We start from the raw sequence: 22278 nt of genomic DNA, 5'->3' as shown, positions 1-22278 counted from the left end.
CGTTTAACGCCCGGATGCGGCGGAGGCGGTGTCTACCGCCCCTGATTTTCCGTGTCAACCAGTTCTTTTTAAAGAACTTTCTCAACACTCCCCAAGGCCCGAAGACCCCAGAGGAGGCGGCCTTCTAAGGAAAGCCAATCCCCATGTCAACCAGGCCTTTCAGCCTTTCCGCAAACCCGGAAACCAAGGCTCCCAAATCCACTTCGCAAAGCCCGTCGCCGAACCCCGCGCACCGCCCGTCTCCAAGCGAGCGGCGGATATACGGACCCAACCCCGAGTCCACAAGCCTACAATGACGGATTCATAAAAAACCGAACGAACGCCAATCGCTCAGACCGCCGAGCCGGCCTAACCCGCAGCTATATAGGTGCGCAGGCTCTCGGCTTCCTGCCTGGCCTCCGCGATCTGGCACTTCACTACATCGCCGATGGAGACGACGCCCGCCAGTTGGTGCTCACGCAACACGGGCAGATGACGAACCCGACGGTCCGTCATTCGCTCCATCAGCACTGAAACCGTTTCAGTTGGCGCAGCGAAAATCACCTCGGTTGTCATATAGTGAGACGCCGCACGCGACAGCGCCACGACACCGTCCCGCGAAATCGCACGAACAATGTCCCGCTCCGAGAGGACGCCTACGACAGCGTCGCCCTCGCATACGATCAAGGCGCCCACGCGCTTGAGGTCCAGTTCGGCGCATGCCTCGCTCAGAAGGGTCTCGGGCGACAGGGTGAAAACCGCCTGCCCCTTACCTTTCAAAATTTCGGCGACCAACATGGCGGCTCCTTCCATCTGTCGAGAAAGGCGACCGCGGACCGGCCGCTACAGGAGAGAAGGATCGCTCAGACTTGGGCCGGACGCAAATCCGGTCGCGGCCCAAGCCAGCGGGCTACCGGACCGATCGCCAGCAGACCGAAAACGAAGCCAAAGGCGTGCGCCTCCCAGGCGATACTGGCGCCGCCCCCGCCCGGAGCAAAACCGACCAGGCCGATCACCAGGTTCACGGACATCCAGACCGCCGCCTGTTTCAGAACGGCGGAGTGGAACAACGGCATCACCTCGCCATGTCCCCCCATGAGACGCGTCGCCGCTCCGATCAGGCCGAACACCGCTCCCGACGCGCCCACCAGATTGCTGGCGCTATCAGGGTGGCACAGAGCGAAGCCGAAGGCGGCTACAACGCCGCTGGCGATATAGAGTGCAACAAAGGCGAGCGGCGCCAGGCGACGCGACAGCAGCCGCGCGACCGGCGTCCCAAAGGCCAGGGCTCCAACGGCGTTCATGATCACATGGGCCCAGCCGCCATGAAGCAGCATGGAGGTAAAAAGCCCCGTCCACCGCCCCTGCCAAAGATCGACGGCCCGGAAGGCCATGGACATGCCCTGATCCGGCAATCGCTCCTGAAACCAGAAAAGCACGGGCATGGAGGCCGCTATCAGCACCGGCAGGAAGGGAGCGTTGAACGCTCGCTCGCGGGGCGGCCTCGCCGGATCTTCGGATGAATGCTGCATAAGCCCTTGATGGACAAAGAGCAGCGCAATCTCAAGCCGATCTTAAGACCCGCGTTTCAAACTGGCACGAGGGTTGCTTGGCGACCCGCATCGCCCGCGGAGTATCGTATGCCGTTTCAAAGACTGATCCTGACCGTCGTCACCCTGGCCCTGCCGGTTGTTGCGGCCAGCACCGTATCAGCGCAATCGACCGGGTCGGCCGGCGCGGCGCAGTTCCAGGCCGGCTATGGGGCCTCGCGATACACCACCGCCCAGCCCTCGAGCGGATCGACCAGGGACGGCAACGGAAACCGGCTGATCGTCAACGGCATCATCCAATCGGGGGCTAGCAGCTACTCCAGTTCATCCGCTGGCGTATCGAGCGGCTACGCAGGCACCGGCTCCTCCAACACCGGCACGTCGATTGGGGGCGCCACCGCCATCGGCAATAATCTCAACGTCGTGGTCCAGGGCAATCGGAACACAGTGATCGTCAACTCCACACAGAGCAACACCGGCGACATCACCGCCGGAACCGCTCTGAACGGGACTCTGAATTTCTGATGCGCCTGCACAATCCACCCCGCCCAATTCGGGTCGCCGCCGTAGTGCTCGCCGCCGCCAGCGTGCTGGCCGGGTGCGCCACCAGCGCCGGTCCGTCGGGCAACTACGCAACGCCGATCGGCAATGCGCCTGTGACCTCGAACCCGACCCCCTATTCGACTGCGCTCTATTGCCTGGCTGATTACGCGCGCCGCTATAATCTGCCGTCGCCTCGCATGGCTGTGGGCCGGATCAGCGACTACACGGGCTCGATCTCCGCTGACGGCGGCCGCCAGATCACCCAAGGCGCTTCGCTGATGACGAACACGGCCCTCGCCAAGGCTGGGGCGCGCATCGTCGAGCGTTATGACACCTCGGTGTCCGAACTGGAGCTGCGCTACGCCAACAACAAGCTGATCAGCGATGATCAGCCCAACGGCGCCCCCCAAGACGCCGCCTATCGCCGGATCCTGGCTGGCCAGGTGCCGGGCTCGGACTTCTACGTGGTCGGCGGCATTACCGAGGTGAACTACAATATCCGCTCCGGCGGCTTCGACATCGCGGGCGGCGAAGTCGAACAGGGCGGCGGCTCCGGCCTGCTGACAGGCAAGGTCTTCGTAATGAACATCGCCCTCGACCTGCGCCTCGTGCAGACCACCACGCTCGAGGTCGTCGACGTGGTTTCCTATCAAAAGCAGATCGTCGGTCGTGAAATCTCGGCGGGCGTGTTCGACTTCCTGAACGGCAATGTCTTCGACATCTCGGCCGGCACCAGCGGAATGGAGCCGGTGCAATTGGCCGTCCGCGCCCTGGTGGAACGCGCCACGGTCGAGTTTATGGCCAATCTCTATGGGGCGCCGGGCCCAGAGGTCTGCCTCAGCCCCGCCAACGATCCTCTGGGCGACTCTCCCGTCGGCCCCACCGGCGGCTACTATCCCGCCTACGCAAACACGGAAACGAACAATGGTCAGACACGCGCGGATCCGTCTCGCTGGCACGATCGCCGCGACGGCGATGTGCGCCGCGGCCGTTACTGAGGTCGCGGCCCAGGACCGCGGTCTGGTCCTGAACCAACAACTTCAACTGGGCGACGTGGTCGCAGGGCAGACGCTGAACGTTGTCGACGTCAGCGCTCAGGTGACGGTGTCCAATGTTGCCCAGGGCAACAGCCTGATCGGCGGGATCGACGGCCAGGATAGCGATGTCGTCTCGTCTCAAGTGATGGGCGGCGACGCACGAGCCGAAACCAGTCTGACCCTGGGCGGCGAAACCACGGGTCTGGTGACCGCGGTCACACAGGCGCGCGGCAACTATCTGGCCGGGACGGCGAACAACGCCCAGATGGCGCTCGACGCGACCCAGTCGGTCAGCGGCGACGTCACCGCTTCCACGGCGCTCACCGGACAGGACGCCCAGCTTGTGGGGGGCGGTCAGATCGCCGCCGCCGCCATTGGCAACACCGTCGCTCTGGCGGGATCGGGTTCGGAAGCCGGAAGAGCCTCGCTGGCAGGAAGCATCGACCAGTCAGCTACGGGCGTGGTTCGGGCCACGAACACGGCCTCGCCGCGCTTCGTGCGCGAGCCGGCGGATTTCAGCACCCAGGCCATCGCCAACGCCGTGCAAGCCACCTCCACGCCTAACGCCAACCAGGCGCTGGAAGTCCGACAGCGCTCATTGGGCGCGATCGTCGAGGCGGACACCGGCGTCTATGCCGGCAACGGTTGGAATCTCGCCGCCCGCGCGCACGCCGGCGGCAACCAGGCCGTCTTCTACAATCAAGGCGGATCCCTGATCCCCACCACCGACCAGGCCAACAGCGCCTTCATCCGCAGCGAGGCTGAGCTCAGTTCCTATGACTTCGGCAAGGCGACGGCTGCGGCCACCGCCGTCGCCAACGAAGTGACCGTTGGCAACAACGATATCTATGTCGATATCGACAACACCCAGGTGAACTCCGGCGGCGTCGAGGCTACCGGCTCATTCGTCGGCGAAAAGGGCTATGACGCCTATGTCGGCGCCAACGCCGCCGGCAACTCGGTCACCGGCTACGCCTGCGCCGAATGCGTGGGAGATCTGAACGCTAGAAACGTGCAGACCAACAGCGGCAATGTCAGCGCCGTGGCGAACACGACCATCAACGGCTCGGGCCGCAACGTCATTGCCGGCGCCAATGCCGTCGGCAACACCGCGACCTTCTATGTGACGCGGACGGGCGGAAATTAACTTTCGGTAACTTGAGGTAGTCAAGGACCTTTGTCAGGCTGAGGGAATGTGCGAATGTCGTCGCACGCGACACTCACCGTGCAAGGCCGCAGTCAGTCCCGGGGGCAGCCTGATCGCACGGTTCGGAGACATCTGAATGCGATCCCCTCGCCGCCTGCTGCTGCTCGCCGCTTCCAGCCTCGCCCTGCTGGGCGGGGCGGCTCTGCCCGCCCTGGCTCTGACAGCGCCCGCCGCCGCCGCACAGGACGCCCAGCCGGCCCAACCCTGGGCTCAGTCCGCCAGCGATATTCCCGCTGACGCCAATGTCCGGTTCGGCACCCTGCCGAACGGCATGCGTTACGCCATCCTGAAGAACGCCACGCCCCCAGGTCAGGCTTCGCTTCGCCTGCGCATCGCCGCAGGGTCGCTGATGGAAAACGAGGATCAGCTCGGTCTGGCTCACTTCATGGAGCACATGGCCTTCAACGGCACGACAAACGTGCCCGAAAACGAGCTGCTGCGTATCCTCGAACGCCTGGGCCTGGCTTTTGGCGCGGACACCAACGCCTTCACCAGCTTCGACCAGACCGCCTATACCCTGGAACTGCCGCGCACCAACGATGAGACCGTCGACACCTCGCTGCGCATCATGCGCGAACAGGTGTCCGAAGCCCTGATGAAGGCCGAGGACATCGACGCCGAGCGCGGCGTCATCGAGGGCGAGGAGCGTCTGCGCAACACGCCCGGCCTGCGCTCGCTGAAGGCGCAGATCGCCTTGCTGGCGCCCGGGCAGCGTCTCTCGAACCGCCTGCCCATCGGTGATCTGAGCATTATCCGCTCGGCGCCGCGGGAGCGTTTCGTCGAATTCTACAACGCCTATTATCGTCCGTCGCGCGCCACCATGATCGCCGTCGGGGACTTCGACGTCGATCAGATGGAAGCCAAGATCCGCGCCACTTTCGCTGACTGGCGCCCCAAGGCGGCTGATGGTCCAAATCCCGATCTGGGAACGGTCGCGGCCCGTTCGCCGGAAACGCGCATTCTGGTCGAACCCGGCGTGCAGTCCTCGATCCAGTTGAACTGGGTCCGCAATCCGGACCTCGACCCTGATACGGTTGCGGAGCGCCGCGACAGCCTGCTGCAAAATCTGGGGCTTGCCGTCCTGAACCGTCGACTCGGCGAAATCGCCCGCGCCGACAACCCGCCCTTTATCCAGGCCAGCGCCGGCAGCGGCAGCCTTTTCCGAAGCGTCGACATCGGCTCCATCTCCGCCAACTTCAACCCGAACGGTCTGACGCGGGCCTTGGAAACCATCGACCAGGAACAGCGCCGCCTGGTGCAGTTCGGCGTCAGCCAAGCCGAGCTGGATCGCGAAATCGCGAACAACCGGACGGCGCTCGAGAACGCCGTCCAGGCCGCAGCAACCCGCAGCACCCCGGGCCTGGCCAACGCCATCCTGGGCGCCGCCAACGACGACCTCGTCTTTTCTGCTCCCGCCACCAACTTGGCGCTGTTCGAAGCCGTGGTTAAGGACCTGAAAGCCGCCCAGGTCGACGCCGCCGTCAAAACCGTGTTCGAGGGACAGGGCCCGCTCGCGCTGGTGGTCACGCCTGAAGCCATCGAGGGCGGCGAGGCCGGCGTCACCGCTGCCCTGCAAGCCAGCCGAGCCGTGCCCGTGACCGCTCGCGCCGCTCAGGCCGAGCTTCAGTGGCCCTACGCCGACTTCGGCGCGGCCGCAGCCCCCGTCAATCGGGCCGAAGTGGCTGCTGTGGGAGCCACTGTGGTCAACTTCGCCAACGGCGTGCGTCTGACCGTCAAACCGACGACCTTCAAGGACGAGCAGATTCTCATCTCGGTCCGCACCGGCATTGGCGAGGAAGGTCTGCCGACTGACCGCTTCACGTCGCAAATGCTCGCGCCCATGATCTTCACCCAGGGCGGTCTCGGCAAGTTGACCGCGGACGAGCTGAGCCGTGTCCTGACCGGCAAGATCTACAGCGCCGGTTTCGCCATCGACGGCGACGCCTATCAGTTGTCTGGCGCGACACGCCCTGCCGATCTGCAGCTGCAGATGCAGGTTCTGGCCGCCTACCTGACCGATCCCGGCCTGCGCGCAGCGCCGTTCGAACAGATCAAGGCCTACTTCCCGCAGATCCTGGCTCAGCAACTCGCGACGCCGGGCGGCGCCTTCGGCATTCAGGCGTCGGGCCTGCTGGCCAGCGGGGACAAGCGCGAAACCGTGCCTGCGGCGTCGGATATCGCCGCCTTCACTTTGGAAGAGCTGAAGCAAGGCGTGGTCCAGGGCCTGTCGAGCGGGCCGATCGACATTGTCATGGTGGGCGACGTCACGGTGGACGACGCCGTGGCCGCCGTGGCCTCGACCTTCGCTGCCTTGCCGACCCGCGCTCCGGCAGCTCAACCCCTGCCTGGGTCCGACCAGCGTCGCTTCCCCGCACCGACCGCCCAACCGGTGCGCCTGACCCACACCGGCCCGGTCGAACAGGCTCTCGGCTATATCGCCTGGCCGACCACGGACGCTGTCGACGACCGCACCGAAGCCCGCAAGGTCAGCATTCTGGCGGAAGTGTTCAAGCTTCGCGTTCTGGATGAGATTCGCGAGAAGCAGGCTCTGGCCTATTCGCCGCGCGTCGGGTCGTCCGCCTCTGACGTGTTCAAGGGCTACGGCTCCATCTTCGTGATGGCCGAGACGGCTGCCGACAAGATCCCGGCCTTCTATGCCGCCGTGGACGCCATCACCGCCTCGCTGCGGGATATGCCGATCACCGAAGACGAACTGAGCCGCGCCCGCCTGCCCACGATCGAGTCCCTGCGGCGCAGCCAGGCCGGCAATGAATACTGGCTGGGTCAACTGGACGACCTGGCCGCCAGGCCAGCGAGCGTTGAACAGATCCAGACGCACATCAGTGATCTGGAATCCTTCACGGTCGCCGACATCCAGGCCGCCGCGCGGCAATATCTGACGGCGAACACGGCATGGAAGGCCGAGGTCGTCTCGGACAAGGCGCCAAGCCAGTAAGGGCTTCAGGCCTGACGAAAAAGGGGCCCCGATCCAGCGGATCGGGGCCCCAGGTCTTTGGCCTATCGACGGAGAGCCGATGACGGAAATCTAGCTGCGCCTGCATGACGCCAGGCTGAACAGCCTGTTCAGAAGACCCGGCCGCCCACGCCGCCGTCCAGCATGATGACGGCGCCAGAGGCCACGGCCCCGACAGCCTCGACCATTTCCTCGCGATACTCGGTATAGGTTTCCTCGCGGATCATGGTCAGAACCTTCACGCCCGCACCATAACGACGCAGAAGTGAGCGCTCGTTGCAGTCACGCTCCTGCTTCTCGGGCCGGCATTCCAGCATCCCCCCGCGCCCGTACCACAGGGCCTCGCGCTTGTTGCAGTTGATGGTCTCGCCCGGACCGCCCATCTCGTCGCCTATGGTCCACTGCAGTTTGGTGCCGGCGATGCAGCGGTACAATTCCCCCTCGTAATCCATGCCTACGTCCTTCCCCGGGCGCACCTGCGACGCCGGATGCGGGACGGCGCGGTCGTCGATGCAAGAGGCCTGAATGACGACGCGCTTCTCCATGCGACGCGAGGCCGTATAGGGCACGCGGATCATCTCCATGGTCTTGCCTTCAACCGACAGGCCCTGGATCGTCGTGGGATAGGGCTGGTCGACGTTGAAGTAGGCGCCCCCGCCGCCGCCCACGATCACCGTTGCTCCGCTGCGCGCGCCTGCAAAGGCGCGCGCCGTCGCCGAGGCGTTGGCGTTCACATTGACGTTCACGTTGACGCTGCCGCCGGACCCGCAGCACGGCGGCGCCACAGGCGGGATGCAGCCACCGCCGCCGCACGGTCCGCCCGGAATTGGCGGTGGCGGCGGAGGCGGGGGCGGTTGGCAGGTGTTGCCGCCGCACTGAGCCGCAGCCGTGTCGGCGATCGCCATGAGGCCGACAAAGGCCCCGGTCGCCGCCAGCAAAGTCTTGATCCGCACCCGCATCGGCTGGGCTCTCCTGCATGTTCGTCGCACCGCGCCCTGCAAGTCGCGGGCCGGGTCAATGTCGCATCAAAGCGCGAAAGCCTTGCGTTTCCGTTGCCCTGAACTGCAAAAGCCCCCGGCAGGCTGTGCCATCCTGACGCGCCCCCTCCCAGCCGGGGCTCAGGGCAGCGGTTTCAGCTCCCGGCTATAGCGGCGCCAGTTCTGGACATAGTGCTGGGCCGAGACTCGCAGGGCTTCAATCTGTCCTTCGTCCAGTTCCCGCACCACCTTGCCGGGCTGCCCCATGACCAGACTGTTGTCAGGAATGACCTTGCCTTCGGTGATCAGGGCGTTGGCCCCTATCAGGCAGTTCTTCCCGATGCGCGCGCCGTTCAGAACGACCGCCCCAATGCCGATCAGGCTGTTATCGCCGATGGTGCAGCCGTGCAGCATGGCCTTGTGCCCCACCGTCACCCCGGTCCCGATGGTCAGGGGCGAGCCGACGTCCGTATGCAGGATGCTGCCGTCCTGAATATTGCTGTCGTGGCCAATCACGATCGGATCATTGTCCCCTCGCAAAACCGTGTTGAACCAGATGCTGGCGCCGGGATGCAGAATCACATTCCCTAGAACCGTTGCATTCGGCGCAATCCAGTATTCGCCCTCCGGCGGAAGCTGCGGCCTGCTGTCTCCAAGGCTGTAAACACTCATCCGAACACCGCCTATGTTTCAGAAAATGATGGCTTTAAGCCCTCATAAACTACGTTAGCATCATTCTGTTGATGCGATTCGAGGTCGCCATTTCGGCCCCGGATCCGAAGCCGGATCAAGCCCGGTCCGGTCAGATACTGGAGAATGCGCGTGGCGTGTTCGCGACCGGTTCCAGGACGACGCCTCTGCTGCGGCGACGACCCTGCAGCTGATCCCGGCGGCCGCCGCGTAGATCCGGCCTGTTCCTCCCCCACCGTCGTTCAAGGCGAGACCCTGCCGGGCTCGCCTTTTTTCATGCCCTGGAGGCGTTCATGACCAAGCGTTCGGCCATCAAGCATCAAGTCCGTGAAGGCGTTCTGGATTCGCGAGAGTTCCTGCAGGACGCCAAGGTGCGGCGATTGCCGCCTCGCAACGGCTGGTCGCCCTACCCCTCGAACGACGACCGCGACCAGGCCTATCTCAAGACGCTGAAGCCCAAGTCGGACGGTCAGGCCGAGCTGATGGAAGCCGTCGACGCTCACAACCTGGTTCTGGCCCTCGGCCCGGCAGGCACCGGCAAGACCTATCTGGCGGTCGCCAAGGCGGTCGAGGCCCTGGAAGCCGGCAAGATCGGGCGCATCGTCCTTTCGCGCCCTGCCGTCGAGGCCGGGGAGTCGATCGGCTTCCTGCCCGGCGACATGGAGGACAAGCTGGCCCCCTATCTGCGCCCCCTCTACGACGCCCTGTCGGACCGCCTCAGCATGAAGCGGGTCAAGGCCCTGATGGCCGAGGGGCTGATCGAGATCGCCCCCATCGGCTACATGCGCGGCCGCACGCTGAACAACGCCTTCATCGTCGTGGATGAGGCGCAGAACTGCACCTACGTCCAGTTGAAGATGCTGCTGACCCGTCTGGGCTGGCACTCGACCATGGTGGTGACCGGCGATCCGCAGCAGTCGGACCTGCTGCCCGGGATCTCGGGTCTTTCGGACGTCGCTGCGCGTCTCGAGGCGGTCCCGGATATCGCGGTCGTCCGTCTGGCCGAGCAGGACATCGTGCGCCATCCCCTGGTCGCGAGCATGATCGGCGTCCTGTAGTCCCCTGTCAGGACGTTGATGCGGAAGAGGCCCGATGAGCGATCACCGGGCCTCTTCTATCACTACATCACTTCAGCCAGCGCCGCCTTGGGCTCGGGTTCCGGCTTTTTGACAGGCGGCGCGGTGCGTCCTCCCATGCGGTCGATCAGGGCGAAGACGAAGGGATTGAGCGAGATCGACAGCAAGGCCGCGGCGAGGATCAGGTCATGGGTCTCGCGGCTCATGGCGCCCAGAGACACCGAAGTGGCCGCCAGGATGAAGGAGAATTCGCCGATCTGGGCCAGGCTGGCCGCGACCGTCAGGCTGGTGGATCGGTCAAGCCTGAAGGCCGTCGTGATGGCCAGGGCTGCGAGGGACTTGCCGACGATGACAATGCCCAGAACCCCGAGCACGGCCAGGGGCTCGCGCAGCAGGATGCTGGGATCGAAGAGCATGCCCACCGAGACGAAGAACAGAACGGCGAAGGCGTCGCGCAGCGGCAACGAACGCTCAGCCGCATTGTGCCCCAGCGGCGAGCTGTTCAGCACCAGCCCGGCCAGGAAGGCGCCGAGGGCGAAGGAGTGGAAAAGATAATAGGCGACCCAGGCGATCCCCAGAGCGATGGCCAGGACGCCCAGGGTGAACAGCTCGCGCGACTTGGTGTGGGCGATGCGCACCAGAACCCAGGGCAGGACCTTGGCGCCCACGACCAGCATGACGCTGACGAAGCCCGCGACCTTGATCAGGGTCCAGCCGATAGACTTGGCCAGTTCTGCGCCGCTCAATGTCTCGCCCGGCGCAATGATGAGCAGGGGCAGCATGACCAGAGCGATCACGATCACCAGATCCTCGACAATCAGCCAGCCCATGGCGATGCGGCCCGCGTCGCTCTTGAGCTGTTTGCGTTCTTCCAGCGCGCGCAGCAGGACCACGGTCGAAGCCACCGACAGCGAGAAGCCCAGCAACAGGGCCTCGATGTCTCCGAGGCCCAGCAGGAAACGTCCGAGCCCCCAGCCCAGGACCGTAGCGGCGGCGATCTGCACCAGGGCGCCGGGAATGGCGACCTTGCGCACCTTCATCAGATCGGCGAGCGAAAAATGCAGCCCGACCCCGAACATCAGCAGGATGACGCCGATCTCGGCCAACTGGGGCGCCAGTTCGGTGTCTGCTACGAAGCCGCCGGTGTAGGGGCCGACCACGACGCCGGCGACCAGATAGCCGACCAGGGGCGACAGCTTCAGCCGATTGGCCAACATGCCGAACACGAAGGCGAGGACGAAGCCCCCGACCAGGGTGATAATCAGGCTGTCGGCATGCGGCATCGGCGCTCCTGCGTCGGTGAAGGTTCTTCTTGGGACTGGAAGCCATAAGCTGGGGACACGGGGCCGCCACGGCAAGGCTTGCGGCCTGGATTCTGCCGGGATGAAACCGATTCGGCCCAATCAAAGTTGCGTGCGCGACGACGAGTCGCGGAATGATGCAGTCTCTCTCTCCCCTTTCATGGGGAGAAGAAGGAAGAGGCGTTTACGCCCTTGCCGCGCGGCTGGCGTCGACGCCCAAGGCGGTCAGGGCGGTCGCGGCGATGTGGTCGGCGTCGAGGCCGGCCTGGGCGTACATGATCTCGGGCTTGTCCTGGTCCTGGAAGACATCCGGCAGGGTCAGGGTGCGGATCTTGAGGCCCGAATCCAGCGCGCCCTTCTCGGCCAGCAGTTGCAGGACGAAGGCGCCGAAGCCGCCCATGGCGCCCTCTTCCACCGTGATCAGGCATTCATGCTCGCGCGCCAGACGCAGGATCATGTCGGCGTCCAGAGGCTTGGCGAAGCGGGCGTCGGCGACGGTGGCCGAGACGCCGCGCGCGGCCAGCAGGTCGGCGGCTTTCAGCGATTCCTGCAGGCGGGTGCCCAGCGACAGGATGGCGACCGAGGTCCCTTCGCGGACGATGCGGCCCTTGCCGATCTCCAGCGGGGCGGCCAGTTCGGGAATCTCGACGCCGACGCCGTCGCCGCGCGGATAGCGGAAGGCCGAAGGGCGATCGTCGATGGCCAGCGAAGTCGAGATCATGGCGGCCAGTTCCGCCTCGTCGGCGGCGGCCATCAGCACCATGCCGGGCAGAGCCCCCATGAAGCCGATGTCGAAGCTGCCCGCGTGGGTGGCGCCGTCTGCGCCGACGAGCCCTGCGCGGTCCATGGCGAAGCGCACCGGCAGGGACTGGATGGCCACGTCGTGGACGACCTGATCATAGCCGCGCTGGAGGAAGGTCGAATAGATGGCGCAGACCGGCTTCATCCCGTCGGCGGCCAGACCGGCGGCGAAGGTGACGGCGTGCTGCTCGGCGATGCCGACGTCGAAGGTGCGGTCGGGGAAGGCCTGACCGAACAGGTCCAGCCCCGTGCCGGTCGGCATGGCGGCGGTGATGGCCACGATGCTGGGGTCATTGTGGGCGTGCTTGATCAGCTCGGTGCCGAAGACCTTGGTGTAGCTGGGGGCGTTGGAGACGGTCTTGGCCTGCTTGCCCGAGACGACGTCGAACTTGACCACGCCGTGGTACTTGTCGGCGCTGTCCTCAGCCGGGGCGTAGCCCTTGCCCTTTTGCGTCACGACGTGGACCAGCACCGGGCGGTCGGTGATGGCGGCGGCGTTCTTCAGGATGGGGACCAGGTTCTCCATGTCGTGACCGTCGATCGGCCCGATGTAGTAGAAGCCCAGTTCCTCGAAGAAGGTGCCGCCGACGATCATGCCGCGGGCGTATTCCTCAGCCTTGCGCGCCGCGTCGCGGAAGGGGCGCGGCATGTGATCGACGAACTTCTTTCCGACCTTGCGGATGTTCTGATAGGCGCCGCCCGAGACCTGCTTGGCCAGATAGGCGCTCATGCCGCCGACGGGCGGGGCGATCGACATGTCGTTGTCGTTCAGGACGACCATCAGCTGGCCGCTGGTGGCCTCGGCAGCGTTGTTCATCGCCTCATAGGCCATGCCCGCCGACATGGAGCCGTCCCCGATGACGGCCACGACGCGGTTCTTCTCGCCCTTGGCGTCGCGAGCGGCGGCGAAGCCGAGCGCGGCGCTGATCGAGGTCGAGGCGTGGGCGGCGCCGAAGGGATCGTATTCGCTCTCGGCCCGCTTGGTGAAGCCCGACAGGCCGCCGCCCTGACGCAGGGTGCGGATGCGGTCGCGGCGCCCGGTCAGGATCTTGTGCGGATAGCACTGATGGCCGACGTCCCAGATCAGGATGTCCCTGGGCGTCTCGAACACGTGGTGCAGGGCCACGGTCAGCTCGACCACGCCCAGCGCTGAGCCCAGGTGGCCGCCGGTGACGGAGACGGCGTCGATGGTCTCGGTCCGCACATCGTCGGCCAACTGCTTCAGCCGCGCGATGTCGAACCCGCGCATGTCGGCGGGAACGGTGACGGTGTCGAGAACGGGGGTGTCGGGCATCGTAAACGGGGGCCTTTGACGCGGATCGTCAGTCATTTAACCCGCGGACGGCGGGGGCGTTTCCTATCAGGACCTGCGCCTGAGCACAAAGTCCACGCTGGCCTTGAGGATTTCTGCGTCGTGGCCGAACGGATCAAGGTGGGACCGGGCCTGATCGGCCAGGTGCGCGACCCTGTGACGCGCCGCATCGACGCCCAGCAGGGTGACGAAGTTGGTCTTGCCAAGGGCGGCGTCCTTGCCGCCGGCGGCCTTGCCCATCTCTTCAGCCGAGCCTTCGGCGTCCAGAACATCGTCGATGATCTGATAGGCCAGGCCCACGTCATGGGCGAAGCTGGTCAGGGCGTGCCACGCGTCCTCGCCGCCGCGCGAGATGATCAGCGGAATCTCGAAGGCGTAGGCGAACAGGGCGCCGGTCTTCAGACGCTGCATACGGGCCACCCCGCCCAGGTCGTCGCGGACGCCCAGCAGGTCGATCATTTGGCCGCCGGCCATGCCGCGCGCGCCAGACGCGAAGGACAGACGCCGCGCCAGCTCGCAACGCACGCCCGCGTCGTCGTGGGTGTCTTCGTCCAGGATGATGTCGAAGGCGGCGGTCTGAAGCGCGTCACCGGCCAGGATGGCGGTCGCCTCGTCATAGGCGATGTGCAGGGTGGGCCGGCCGCGACGCACGTCGTCATCGTCCATGGCCGGCAGGTCGTCGTGCACCAGCGAATAGGCATGGACGCATTCCAGGGCGCAGGCGGCGCGCAGCACGGCGCGCTCGTCAACCTCCAGCATCCGCCCGGCCTCAATGGCGAAGAAAGGACGCAACCGCTTGCCGGGACCGAGCGCCGCATAGCGCATGGCCTCGGTCAGGCGGGCCTCAGGGCCGTCCGCGCGGGGCAGCAGTTCGTCGAGGGCGACCGTGACCAGATCGGCGATCTCGGCCACCCGGTCGATGACGGCCTGTTCCGGGGAATTGGCGGCGAGCAGGGTCACAGCGCGCCGTCAGCCGAACTCGGCGGGCTCGACACCCCTGGCCTGGCCGTCGGCGCCGACGACGATCTTCTCCACACGCAGTTGGGCGGCCTTGAGCCGGGCCTCGCAATGGGCCTTCAGGCGCGCGCCTTCTTCGTACAGGGCGATGGACTCTTCCAGCGGGGCCTGGCCGGACTCCAGTCGCGAGACGATGCCCTCCAGGCGCGACAGGGCGTCCTCGAAGCTGAGATCGGCGGAAACGGCGGGGGAAGCGGGGGCGTCGGTCATGATGCGGGCAACCTAGAGACGCCCGCGCGGCGCATCAACGACGAAAGGCGTCAGCGCTTCTCGTAGCGACGCTGGGACCAGTATTTGAAGCCCTGGTTCTCGGCCAGACGCCAGCCATGGGCTTTCAGCTTCTGGCCGACCATGTGGTTGAAGTAGCCGTGGGCCAGGACTAGGACGTCCTGACCTTCCGACGCGCGGGCGATCAGGATGCGCGCGGCCTGATCGGCGCGAACCTCGGCCTGGGCGCGGGTTTCCTGACCTTCGTGGTGATTGAAGACGTGCCACCAGAAGCGCGAGATCACGCCCCAGTAGCGCGGCGACAGCCTGATCCACGACGGGAAATGCGGCGGCGGCAGGGGCGCCTCGATGAACAGGGCGTCGACCAGAACCTCGCGGTCGCGGGCCACGGCCTGGGCCGTTTCCTGGGCGCGACGCCGGGACGAGGCGTAGATGGCGCCCGCGCCTTCGGCGGCGCTCAGCAGGGTCTGCGGCGGCGTCTGGCCGGCGCGCAGGCCGCCGATTTCATAGCGGCCCCACCAGTCGCGATATTCATCCGAGGTGATCAGACATTTGCGCGACAGGGCGGGTTCGCCGTGACGCGCCAGAATAATCGCGCCGAACACCGATGTCGCCTGAGCGACGCGGGGCGCCTCTGAAGGCGTGGGTGCAGCGGATTCGGTGTGGGTCATGAGTGCGGGAGACGTCATAGCACGGGGAGCAGCCTGTGAAATCAAGGCCTTGGCGTCCCTCAATCCCCCCGATTGCGGTTGACGGGGCCAGCGCGTCGCTCGCCCCTTGGAAGATGGTGGTAGCTCCCGGAACGCGCCCCTGCAACCACCAAGCGATGACAGCCTCGCGAGCCGTGTTTGCAGCCTCGACCCACGCGCCTCTCGGCGCTATGGCCGACACCATGACCGAGCCCGTGATCCGCCCCGCCCGCCTCGCTGACGCCGCCGCCCTGGCCGTGCTGGGCCGACAGACTTTCGTGGACACCTTCGTCGAAGGCTTCGGCATCCCCTACCCCGCAGAGGACCTGGCCGCCTTCCTCGACAAGAGCTTCAGCGTCGAGACGATTTCGTCGAAACTGGTCGAGCCCGGCGCCGCCTGGTGGGTGGCCGACCGCGACGGCGACATCCTGGGCTTCGCCAACACCGGGCCGAACACCCTTCCCCATCCCGACGCCCAGCCCAGCCACGCCGAACTGCGCCGCCTCTACATCGGCCGCGACGCCCAAGGGTTGGGTCTGGGGACCAAGCTGCTGAAGCTGGCGCTGGACTGGATGGAGGCCCACACCGACGGCCCCCTGTGGGTCGGCGTCTGGAGCGGCAACGAAAAGGCCCAGAAGCTCTACGCCGCCTACGGCTTCGAAAAGGCCGGCGAGTACGACTACCCGGTCGGCGCCTGGAACGACCACGAGTTCATCTTGCGGCGGGGATAGGCTAGACTGCGGCCATGACCCGCGCTGAACTTCTGATCAAGTTGCGAGACCTCAAGCCTTGGCTCGCCGAGCAGGGGATCGTGAACCTGCGTCTGTTCGGCAGCTACGCCCGCGACGAGGCGGGGCCGGACAGCGACGTGGACCTGCTGGTGGATCTGGCCCGCCCCATGGGTCTGCGTTTCTACAGCCTAGCCGAAGACTTATCCGATATTCTCGGTCGGCGCGTCGATCTTTTGGCCGACGACGGGCTTCGCAACCCCCATGTCCGCGCCGATGCCCTGCGAGACAGCCTTGCAGTCTGAGCGGAGCGATCCGGGCCTGTTGGCCGAGATCAAGGAATCGGCTCGCCTCATCGATTTGTATATCCACGGCCTGAGCTTGGAAGCCTTTGACCGAGATATGCTGCACCGGGACGCAACGGCGTTTCGTCTGCTGATGATCGGTGAAGCAGCGATCCATCTGTCCGACGCCTTCAAGGCGCGTGTGCCGCATCTCGACTGGCGCGGCATGATCAGCCTGCGCCACAGACTGGCCCACGACTATGGCTCGGCCAGCAGCCTGGTTCTCTGGACCATCGCCAACGAGGACATGGCGGAGCTTCGGCACGCCCTGGAGACGCTAGACTGATGCTCCTGCCCTTCTTCACCGCCCTGCGCGAAGCCCGTGTTCCGGTTTCGCTGAAGGAATGGCTCCATCTGATGGAGGCCATGGACAAGGATGTGGCCGGTCGGGAGGTCGAGGCCTTCTACCATCTGTCGCGAGCGGTGCTGATCAAGGACGAGAAGCACTATGACCGGTTCGATCAGGTGTTCGCCAAGGTGTTCAAGGGGCTGGAGACGGTCGGCGCGGGCGAGGACCTGACCACCGATATTCCCGAGGACTGGCTGCGGCTGCTGACCGAGAAGTTCCTGACCGACGAGGAAAAGGCCCAGATCGAGGCGCTCGGCGGCTTCGACAAGCTGATGGAGACGCTGAAGCAGCGTCTGGAGGAGCAGAAGGAGCGCCACGCGGGCGGCAGCAAGTGGATCGGCACCGGTGGGACCAGCCCCTTCGGCCACGGCGGCTATAACCCCGAGGGCGTGCGCATCGGCGGGCCGGGCAAGCAGGGCCGCGCGGTCAAGGTCTGGGAAAAGCGCGAGTACCGAAATCTGGACGACACGGTCGAGCTGGGGACCCGCAACATCAAGGTCGCCCTGCGGCGTCTGCGCCGGTTTGCGCGCGAGGGCGCGGCCGAAGAACTGGACATGGACGGCACCATCGACGGCACGGCGCGTCAGGGGTGGCTGGACATCCGGATGCGGCCCGAGCGGCGCAACACGATCAAGGTCCTGCTGTTCCTAGACATCGGCGGGTCGATGGACGGCCATATCAAGCTGTGCGAGGAGCTGTTCTCGGCAGCCAGGACCGAGTTCAAGAACCTGGAGTTCTTCTACTTCCACAACTGCCTCTACGAAGGGGTGTGGAAGGACAACCTGCGGCGCCACACCGAGAAGATCCCGACCTGGGACGTGCTGAACAAATACCCCGGCGACTGGCGCGCCATCTTCGTCGGCGACGCCACCATGTCCCCCTATGAGATCACCATGCCGGGAGGTTCGGTTGAGCACTGGAACGAGGAGGCCGGCGCGGTCTGGCTGAAACGCGCCCGCCAGCAGTGGGACAAGTCGGTCTGGCTGAACCCAGTGACCGAGCGCTACTGGAGCTATACCCAGTCGGTCGGCCTGATCAGCGAAGTCATGGACCAGCGCATGTTCCCTCTCACGCTGGACGGACTGGACAAGGCGATGCGGGCGCTGACACGGTAGGAGTCTGACCCGCCCCCGATAAGGAGAGATGCGATGACGATGGTTCTGCTCTTGGCCTTGGTCCTGCAGCAGGCCGCGCCCGGCGTGGTCTGGTCAGACGATCCCCCCGCCCCTATCGAAGAGGCCGTTGTCGCGGCGCCGGTTCCAGTCTTGCCAGCCGAGGCCCTGGCCGATCCCTATGGCTGGGAACGGTCGCAGTGCAGCCCCTTCATCCGCAAGGACGAGCCGCTTGAGCATTGTCAGGCGCGCGTGCGCGTGACGCTGGCCGCTGTCATGGGCGACCGCCTGCCCGACGGCCTGCGGCCCTCGGCGGCGCTGGAGAACTGCACGCCCGGCACGGCGGCCAACGGCTATGCGATGCAGTGCGGACCGCGCCCGGTCGCGGCGCTCGGCGCGCCGCCGCCGCTGGAGAAAGTCTGCGACAGCCGCCCGCAGCGCACGCCCAGCGGCGCCATCGCTTTCAACAGCGAATGCCGGGCGGCGCCGGGCGAGGCGCGCGAACCCGAGGGCCTGCGTATCCGCCTGGGCGGTGACTGAGCCGCGCACGATAAAGCCGCCGCCCGGCGAGGGGCGGCGGCTTGATCAACGCCGAAGCGCGGAGCTTAGCTCTTATCGCGGATAGTATCCTTGAGACCGCCAACGGCGTTCTGAACCTTGCCTTCGACCTGGTCTGCGCGACCTTCAGCTTTCAGCTTTTCGTCGCCAGTCACCTTGCCGGCAGCTTCCTTGATCTTGCCGCCCATATTCTTGGCGGCGCCTTCGATGCGATCTTGATCTGGCATTGGACACTTCCTGTCTTGGCGCCGCCAGACTGGCGACACTTCGACAGAAATAACCATTCGTGGGCAAGGCGGTTCCCTAGATTTTCGACCGCAGCCATTTGGCGACCGCCCAGGCGTGAGCTTCGTGGCGCAGCCGGGAGATGGCGTCCAGCGGCTCCAGCCAGACCAGTTCATGGTCCGCTTCGCATTGCGAGGATGCGTCGAAACCTGTGACACGCGCGGTCCAGAAGCCGCCCGCATTGTTGACCGGCGAGCCATCGGTCTTGCGGAAATACTGTGCAGCCTCGACCAGGCGATCCTCGGGCTGAACGATCAGGCCGGTCTCTTCGCCGAACTCGCGAACAAGCGCCTGCTGCTCGCTTTCCTCGCCGTCGACGGCGCCGCCGGGCAGGTCGAAGTAGCTGCCCTCGCCGCGATCCACGCGGACGCAGGCCAGCTTGCCGTCCCGTTCGACCAGTCCGAAGGCGGCGGGACGATGGATATAGTCGAGACCCGGGCGGGCCGTTCCAAACTGAAGCTTCATCGCCGCAGACTAACGCGCCGGCCAGACAATGCGAAAGGGCCTAAAGATCAAAGACCAGCCGCGCCCGAACCCCTGGATGCTCGGCGTCGAATTCGACCGCTGAACGCAGTCCCCCGGCCATGGCGGACACGATCTTGGAGCCCAGACCCGTCCCCTTGGGCGCGCCGTCGCCAAGACCGGGACCGTCGTCCTCCACCGTCAGAATGGCGCGTCCTTCGACAGCGCCTTCCAGCACCACGCGGATTTCGCCGCCCTCGCCGGGCGCGTAGGCGTATTTGACGGCGTTGGTGACCAGTTCCGTGACGATGACCCCCAACGACACCGCCTGGTCCGTCGTGACGCGCATCGGCTCAGCCCGAAGGGCCAGTCGCGGCGAACCGTCCCCGGGGCCCACCGACTTGCCCAGCTCCTCGACGAGCCCCGCCAGATACTCGTCCATCGCCACCGTGGCCATGTCCGAAGACGTATAGAGGCGCCGGTGGACATGGGCGACCGCCTCGATTCGCACCTGAGCCTCTCGCAGGGCCGACCGGGCGCCTTCGTCGGCCAGTTGGCGAAGTTGCAGGGAGATGAAGCTGGACACCAGCTGGAGGGAGTTGCCGACGCGGTGGTTGACCTCGCGCAGCATGGCCTCGGCGCGGTCCCGGGCGAGGCGCACCTCTTCCTGGGCCTCTTCGTTCTCACGTTCCAGACGACGGCGCAGCAGGGCGTCCTCGACCGCAGAGCGCAGCAGGGCGGTGAAGTCCTCCGACACGTCCTTGATGACATAGTCGGCCGCGCCCGCACGCAGGGCGGCCACGGCGATGCGTCCATCCTGGGCCCCGGTGACATAGACCACCGGCGGCGGGGTCGGCAGGGCCAGGATGTCCGGAAGCACGTCCAGCCCCTCGCGGCCCGGCATGTAGTGATCAAGGGCGCAGACATCGAACTCGCCGGCCTGCAAGGCCTCGTACCCGGCGTCGGCGTCAGGCGCACAGGTCACGGCGTAGCCGTGACGCCCCAGCTCCTTCTGAACGAGCCGGGAAAGCCCCCGGTCATCGTCGATGTAGAGCAGGCGAATGGGAGCCCCCGTATGGACCACGTCGCTCAGATCTCCGGCGCCTGCATGACAGACAGGAAGAGACCAAGTTGGCGAATGGCGCCCGCGAAGGCTTCGTAGTCGACCGGCTTGGTGATGTAGACATTGCAGCCGAGATCGTAGCAGCGCTGAATTTCGACCTTGTCGTCGGTGGTGGTCAGGACCACGACCGGCGCACGCCGCAAGCGCTCGTCCGATTTCACCTTTTCCAGGATGTCCGTGCCCGACATGTCCGGCAGGTTCAGGTCGAGCAGGATCAGCAGCGGGCCGTTGGCGCGCACCTCCTCGCTGAACAGATAGTCGAGCGCCGCGTCGCCGTGATCAAAATGCACAATGTCGTTGCCGATATTGGCGCGACGGATGTTCTTTTCGATCAGCTTGGCGTGGCCGTGGTCGTCCTCGACCATGACGATCTTCACCGAATGGCTCACAAACCGTCTCCTTGGTCGCCCAGCATGATCAACCGTTTGGGGAATTTCAGATGGAAAGTCGAGCCTTGTCCGAGCTCTGACTCCAGTTCGATGGAACCGCCCAGGCGACGCACGCTGTTGCGCACGAAGGCAAGGCCGAGGCCCTCGCCGGGCTGATCCTGCCTTCCGGCGCGTCGGAACAACTCGAAAATCCGTTCATGATCGCGTGCGGAGACGCCGCGGCCATTGTCGATCACCCGGTAGGAGACCCAGCCGCCGGGCGACTCTTCGCCATCGACGACAATACTGATGGGGCGGCCCGGTTGCTGATACTTGACGGCGTTGTCGATCAGGTTGCCGAAAATCTGCTCGATCGACAGGCGGTCGCTTTCCAGTTCCGGCAGGTCTTTCACCATGACGGCGCCGCCGACCTCGACCACCTGATGGCTGACGCTGTCCGCGATGGCATGCACCAGGGCCGTCATGGGCAGAACCTCCGGAACCAGCCCCCTGCGCCCTTCGCGCGACAGGCGCAGGATGGCCTTGATCAGGCCGTCCATCTTGGTGGTCGAGGCCCGAATGAAGTTGACCGCTTCCGGCACGTCCTCTCGCACGGCGCGGATGGACTCGGCATCGACGGCGCCGGGATGCGTCTGCTCCAGCTGCGTCAGCTGTTCGTCCACCATCTTGCCGACCTGCTCGAGTTCAGACGTGTAGCCCATGACGTTGACCAGCGGCGAACGAAGGTCATGACTGACGATATAGGCGAACCGCTGGATTTCCTCGTTGGCGCGGGTCAGCTCGGCGGTGCGGTCGCGCACCTTGTTCTCCAGGCCGGCGTTGACGCGATCGAGTTCGAAATGAGCCGTCTGGATCTCCTCGACGTAGCGTCGAACCAGCCAGACGCTGATCCCCGCAAGGATCAGGATCAGCAGCGCCGCGAGGGCGTTGACGGAAACCGTCACCGCCGAAGCCCATTCCGACTGGCGCGTGCGCTCAACCAGACGCTGGGCCTGAACCGCGTCGATAGCCGTCAACTCGACCCGCATGGCGTCCATCAGCGTCTTGCCGCGCCCGCTGCGGATCAGGGAGACCGCCTCGCCGATCCGCCCGGTGCGCGTCAGACCGATCGTCCGGTCCATCAGCGCCATCCGCTCCTGATAGAAGACCTGGACGCGCGCCAGCCGTGGGGTCAGCTCCGCGTCGTCTCCAATCAGTTCATCCAGTTGGGCCAGAACATCCGGCAGGGCCGCCACGGCCCGGTCATGGACCTTGAGGTACTCAGGCCGGGCGGTCAGCATGAAGCCCCGCTGTCCCGTCTCGGCGTCGATCAGAAGGCTGAGGACGTCCTTGGCCGCCAGACGAACCTGCTGGCTGTGGTCGACCGTGTCGTTATAGGCCGACGTCCGCTGGATCATGACGAAGGTGGCGGCGTTCACCGCCAGCAGCAGCAGGATGGCCAGCGCCAGAAGGGCGATGATCGAGCGACTGAGGGTCGGCGTGCGTAGGAAGGCGCCAAAGGTGCGCAGGGCCGGCCGGATGCGTTTCATGAAGCCCAGCTTATCGAC

General features: G+C 65.7%; 24 protein-coding genes. 10 read left to right on the top strand and 14 right to left on the bottom strand.

All coding sequences use genetic code 11. The features are described from left to right. Positions 1–348: 348 nt before the first annotated feature. On the bottom strand, positions 349–777 hold the full coding sequence (locus tag ACOZBP_RS11575) for a CBS domain-containing protein (protein WP_422676585.1): 429 nt from the start codon (positions 775–777) through the stop codon (positions 349–351). A 65-nt stretch (positions 778–842) separates the two neighbouring features. Continuing rightward, the gene (locus ACOZBP_RS11570) at positions 843–1424 is read right to left on the bottom strand and encodes a rhomboid family intramembrane serine protease (protein ID WP_422676584.1); all 582 of its coding nucleotides are present in this window, start codon (positions 1422–1424) and stop codon (positions 843–845) included. A 195-nt stretch (positions 1425–1619) separates the two neighbouring features. Between ACOZBP_RS11570 and hfaA the strand changes: the two genes are divergently transcribed. From hfaA to ACOZBP_RS11550, 4 genes are all read left to right on the top strand, one after another. Next, positions 1620–2054 carry a holdfast anchoring protein HfaA gene (gene hfaA, locus ACOZBP_RS11565; protein WP_422676583.1) on the top strand — a complete coding sequence of 145 codons (435 nt, stop codon included), beginning with the start codon at positions 1620–1622 and terminating at the stop codon, positions 2052–2054. Then, positions 2054–3070, top strand: coding sequence for a holdfast anchoring protein HfaB (gene hfaB / locus ACOZBP_RS11560; RefSeq protein WP_422676582.1), 1017 nt, complete (start codon positions 2054–2056; stop codon positions 3068–3070). Before hfaA ends, hfaB begins: the two co-directional genes overlap by 1 nt. Further along, positions 2997–4256: a holdfast anchor protein HfaD gene (hfaD, locus tag ACOZBP_RS11555; RefSeq protein WP_422676581.1), complete on the top strand. Its 1260-nt coding sequence runs from the start codon at positions 2997–2999 to the stop codon at positions 4254–4256. Before hfaB ends, hfaD begins: the two co-directional genes overlap by 74 nt. Positions 4257–4392: 136 nt before the next feature. Beyond that, positions 4393–7272: a M16 family metallopeptidase gene (locus ACOZBP_RS11550; RefSeq protein WP_422676580.1), complete on the top strand. Its 2880-nt coding sequence runs from the start codon at positions 4393–4395 to the stop codon at positions 7270–7272. Positions 7273–7400: 128 nt separating this feature from the next. On the opposite strand, the gene ACOZBP_RS11545 is transcribed toward ACOZBP_RS11550, so the two are convergent. Together ACOZBP_RS11545 and ACOZBP_RS11540 are read right to left on the bottom strand one after the other, a co-directional pair. Next, a complete protein-coding gene (locus ACOZBP_RS11545; protein WP_422676579.1) occupies positions 7401–8249 on the bottom strand; it encodes a hypothetical protein in 849 nt (282 codons plus the stop codon). 159 nt (positions 8250–8408) lie between these two features. Further along, on the bottom strand, positions 8409–8939 hold the full coding sequence (locus ACOZBP_RS11540; RefSeq protein WP_422676578.1) for a gamma carbonic anhydrase family protein: 531 nt from the start codon (positions 8937–8939) through the stop codon (positions 8409–8411). Positions 8940–9238: 299 nt separating this feature from the next. Between ACOZBP_RS11540 and ACOZBP_RS11535 the strand changes: the two genes are divergently transcribed. Next, a complete protein-coding gene (locus tag ACOZBP_RS11535) occupies positions 9239–10015 on the top strand; it encodes a PhoH family protein (RefSeq protein ID WP_422676593.1) in 777 nt (258 codons plus the stop codon). Between the two features lie 62 nt (positions 10016–10077). Here the strand turns inward: ACOZBP_RS11535 and ACOZBP_RS11530 are convergent, their stop codons facing one another. The 5 genes from ACOZBP_RS11530 to ACOZBP_RS11510 all read right to left on the bottom strand — a co-directional run bounded on the left by ACOZBP_RS11530 (position 10078) and on the right by ACOZBP_RS11510 (position 15363). Then, positions 10078–11316 (bottom strand): cation:proton antiporter, encoded by a 1239-nt coding sequence (locus ACOZBP_RS11530; RefSeq protein WP_422676577.1) that lies wholly within the window; start codon positions 11314–11316, stop codon positions 10078–10080. A gap of 202 nt (positions 11317–11518) precedes the next feature. Further along, on the bottom strand, positions 11519–13429 hold the full coding sequence (dxs, locus tag ACOZBP_RS11525; protein WP_422676576.1) for a 1-deoxy-D-xylulose-5-phosphate synthase: 1911 nt from the start codon (positions 13427–13429) through the stop codon (positions 11519–11521). A gap of 66 nt (positions 13430–13495) precedes the next feature. After that, on the bottom strand, positions 13496–14368 hold the full coding sequence (locus tag ACOZBP_RS11520) for a polyprenyl synthetase family protein (RefSeq protein ID WP_422676592.1): 873 nt from the start codon (positions 14366–14368) through the stop codon (positions 13496–13498). 48 nt (positions 14369–14416) lie between these two features. Continuing rightward, the gene (locus ACOZBP_RS11515; protein WP_400547168.1) at positions 14417–14674 is read right to left on the bottom strand and encodes an exodeoxyribonuclease VII small subunit; all 258 of its coding nucleotides are present in this window, start codon (positions 14672–14674) and stop codon (positions 14417–14419) included. 50 nt (positions 14675–14724) lie between these two features. Beyond that, the gene (locus ACOZBP_RS11510) at positions 14725–15363 is read right to left on the bottom strand and encodes a histidine phosphatase family protein (RefSeq protein ID WP_422676575.1); all 639 of its coding nucleotides are present in this window, start codon (positions 15361–15363) and stop codon (positions 14725–14727) included. A 221-nt stretch (positions 15364–15584) separates the two neighbouring features. Between ACOZBP_RS11510 and ACOZBP_RS11505 the strand changes: the two genes are divergently transcribed. Genes ACOZBP_RS11505 through ACOZBP_RS11485 form a run of 5 tightly spaced genes read left to right on the top strand, consistent with a single transcriptional unit; the run spans position 15585 to position 18454 of the window. Next, positions 15585–16112, top strand: coding sequence for a GNAT family N-acetyltransferase (locus tag ACOZBP_RS11505; protein WP_422676574.1), 528 nt, complete (start codon positions 15585–15587; stop codon positions 16110–16112). Between the two features lie 14 nt (positions 16113–16126). Further along, a complete protein-coding gene (locus ACOZBP_RS11500; RefSeq protein ID WP_422676573.1) occupies positions 16127–16414 on the top strand; it encodes a nucleotidyltransferase family protein in 288 nt (95 codons plus the stop codon). 19 nt (positions 16415–16433) lie between these two features. Beyond that, on the top strand, positions 16434–16739 hold the full coding sequence (locus tag ACOZBP_RS11495; RefSeq protein ID WP_422676572.1) for a DUF86 domain-containing protein: 306 nt from the start codon (positions 16434–16436) through the stop codon (positions 16737–16739). Next, positions 16739–17917: a vWA domain-containing protein gene (locus ACOZBP_RS11490; RefSeq protein WP_422676571.1), complete on the top strand. Its 1179-nt coding sequence runs from the start codon at positions 16739–16741 to the stop codon at positions 17915–17917. The genes ACOZBP_RS11495 and ACOZBP_RS11490 overlap by 1 nt, the downstream gene beginning before the upstream one ends. Before the next feature lie 33 nt (positions 17918–17950). Next, the gene (locus tag ACOZBP_RS11485) at positions 17951–18454 is read left to right on the top strand and encodes a hypothetical protein (protein WP_422676570.1); all 504 of its coding nucleotides are present in this window, start codon (positions 17951–17953) and stop codon (positions 18452–18454) included. A 65-nt stretch (positions 18455–18519) separates the two neighbouring features. Here the strand turns inward: ACOZBP_RS11485 and ACOZBP_RS11480 are convergent, their stop codons facing one another. The 5 genes from ACOZBP_RS11480 to ACOZBP_RS11460 form a co-directional block, all read right to left on the bottom strand. Continuing rightward, positions 18520–18699, bottom strand: a complete 180-nt coding sequence (locus tag ACOZBP_RS11480; protein ID WP_422676569.1) for a CsbD family protein — start codon at positions 18697–18699, stop codon at positions 18520–18522. A gap of 76 nt (positions 18700–18775) precedes the next feature. Continuing rightward, on the bottom strand, positions 18776–19222 hold the full coding sequence (locus ACOZBP_RS11475; RefSeq protein WP_422676568.1) for an NUDIX domain-containing protein: 447 nt from the start codon (positions 19220–19222) through the stop codon (positions 18776–18778). 40 nt (positions 19223–19262) lie between these two features. Further along, positions 19263–20303, bottom strand: a complete 1041-nt coding sequence (locus ACOZBP_RS11470; protein WP_422676567.1) for a sensor histidine kinase — start codon at positions 20301–20303, stop codon at positions 19263–19265. Between the two features lie 5 nt (positions 20304–20308). After that, a complete protein-coding gene (locus ACOZBP_RS11465; protein ID WP_422676591.1) occupies positions 20309–20707 on the bottom strand; it encodes a response regulator in 399 nt (132 codons plus the stop codon). 20 nt (positions 20708–20727) lie between these two features. Next, on the bottom strand, positions 20728–22260 hold the full coding sequence (locus ACOZBP_RS11460) for a sensor histidine kinase (RefSeq protein ID WP_422676566.1): 1533 nt from the start codon (positions 22258–22260) through the stop codon (positions 20728–20730). Positions 22261–22278: the final 18 nt, after the last annotated feature.

This window comes from Brevundimonas sp. NPDC058933 (assembly GCF_049315965.1).
Taxonomy (GTDB): domain Bacteria; phylum Pseudomonadota; class Alphaproteobacteria; order Caulobacterales; family Caulobacteraceae; genus Brevundimonas.
The sequence above is the reverse complement of the archived record's forward strand: the minus strand, read 5'-3'. Positions and strand labels throughout refer to the sequence as shown.

Excerpts from the sequence above, each read along its gene's own strand:
- ACOZBP_RS11480 (WP_422676569.1), bottom strand. The coding sequence starts at position 18,699 with ATGCCAGATCAAGATCGCATCGAAGGCGCCGCCAAGAATATGGGCGGC.
- ACOZBP_RS11540 (WP_422676578.1), bottom strand. The coding sequence starts at position 8,939 with ATGAGTGTTTACAGCCTTGGAGACAGCAGGCCGCAGCTTCCGCCGGAG.
- ACOZBP_RS11490 (WP_422676571.1), top strand. The coding sequence starts at position 16,739 with ATGCTCCTGCCCTTCTTCACCGCCCTGCGCGAAGCCCGTGTTCCGGTT.
- ACOZBP_RS11465 (WP_422676591.1), bottom strand. The coding sequence starts at position 20,707 with ATGGTCGAGGACGACCACGGCCACGCCAAGCTGATCGAAAAGAACATC.
- ACOZBP_RS11575 (WP_422676585.1), bottom strand. The coding sequence starts at position 777 with ATGTTGGTCGCCGAAATTTTGAAAGGTAAGGGGCAGGCGGTTTTCACC.
- hfaA (WP_422676583.1), top strand. The coding sequence starts at position 1,620 with ATGCCGTTTCAAAGACTGATCCTGACCGTCGTCACCCTGGCCCTGCCG.
- ACOZBP_RS11500 (WP_422676573.1), top strand. The coding sequence starts at position 16,127 with ATGACCCGCGCTGAACTTCTGATCAAGTTGCGAGACCTCAAGCCTTGG.
- ACOZBP_RS11460 (WP_422676566.1), bottom strand. The coding sequence starts at position 22,260 with ATGAAACGCATCCGGCCGGCCCTGCGCACCTTTGGCGCCTTCCTACGC.
- ACOZBP_RS11515 (WP_400547168.1), bottom strand. The coding sequence starts at position 14,674 with ATGACCGACGCCCCCGCTTCCCCCGCCGTTTCCGCCGATCTCAGCTTC.
- ACOZBP_RS11550 (WP_422676580.1), top strand. The coding sequence starts at position 4,393 with ATGCGATCCCCTCGCCGCCTGCTGCTGCTCGCCGCTTCCAGCCTCGCC.
- ACOZBP_RS11545 (WP_422676579.1), bottom strand. The coding sequence starts at position 8,249 with ATGCGGGTGCGGATCAAGACTTTGCTGGCGGCGACCGGGGCCTTTGTC.
- ACOZBP_RS11510 (WP_422676575.1), bottom strand. The coding sequence starts at position 15,363 with ATGACCCACACCGAATCCGCTGCACCCACGCCTTCAGAGGCGCCCCGC.
- dxs (WP_422676576.1), bottom strand. The coding sequence starts at position 13,429 with ATGCCCGACACCCCCGTTCTCGACACCGTCACCGTTCCCGCCGACATG.
- hfaB (WP_422676582.1), top strand. The coding sequence starts at position 2,054 with ATGCGCCTGCACAATCCACCCCGCCCAATTCGGGTCGCCGCCGTAGTG.
- ACOZBP_RS11505 (WP_422676574.1), top strand. The coding sequence starts at position 15,585 with ATGACCGAGCCCGTGATCCGCCCCGCCCGCCTCGCTGACGCCGCCGCC.
- ACOZBP_RS11475 (WP_422676568.1), bottom strand. The coding sequence starts at position 19,222 with ATGAAGCTTCAGTTTGGAACGGCCCGCCCGGGTCTCGACTATATCCAT.
- ACOZBP_RS11485 (WP_422676570.1), top strand. The coding sequence starts at position 17,951 with ATGACGATGGTTCTGCTCTTGGCCTTGGTCCTGCAGCAGGCCGCGCCC.
- ACOZBP_RS11530 (WP_422676577.1), bottom strand. The coding sequence starts at position 11,316 with ATGCCGCATGCCGACAGCCTGATTATCACCCTGGTCGGGGGCTTCGTC.
- ACOZBP_RS11570 (WP_422676584.1), bottom strand. The coding sequence starts at position 1,424 with ATGCCCGTGCTTTTCTGGTTTCAGGAGCGATTGCCGGATCAGGGCATG.
- hfaD (WP_422676581.1), top strand. The coding sequence starts at position 2,997 with ATGGTCAGACACGCGCGGATCCGTCTCGCTGGCACGATCGCCGCGACG.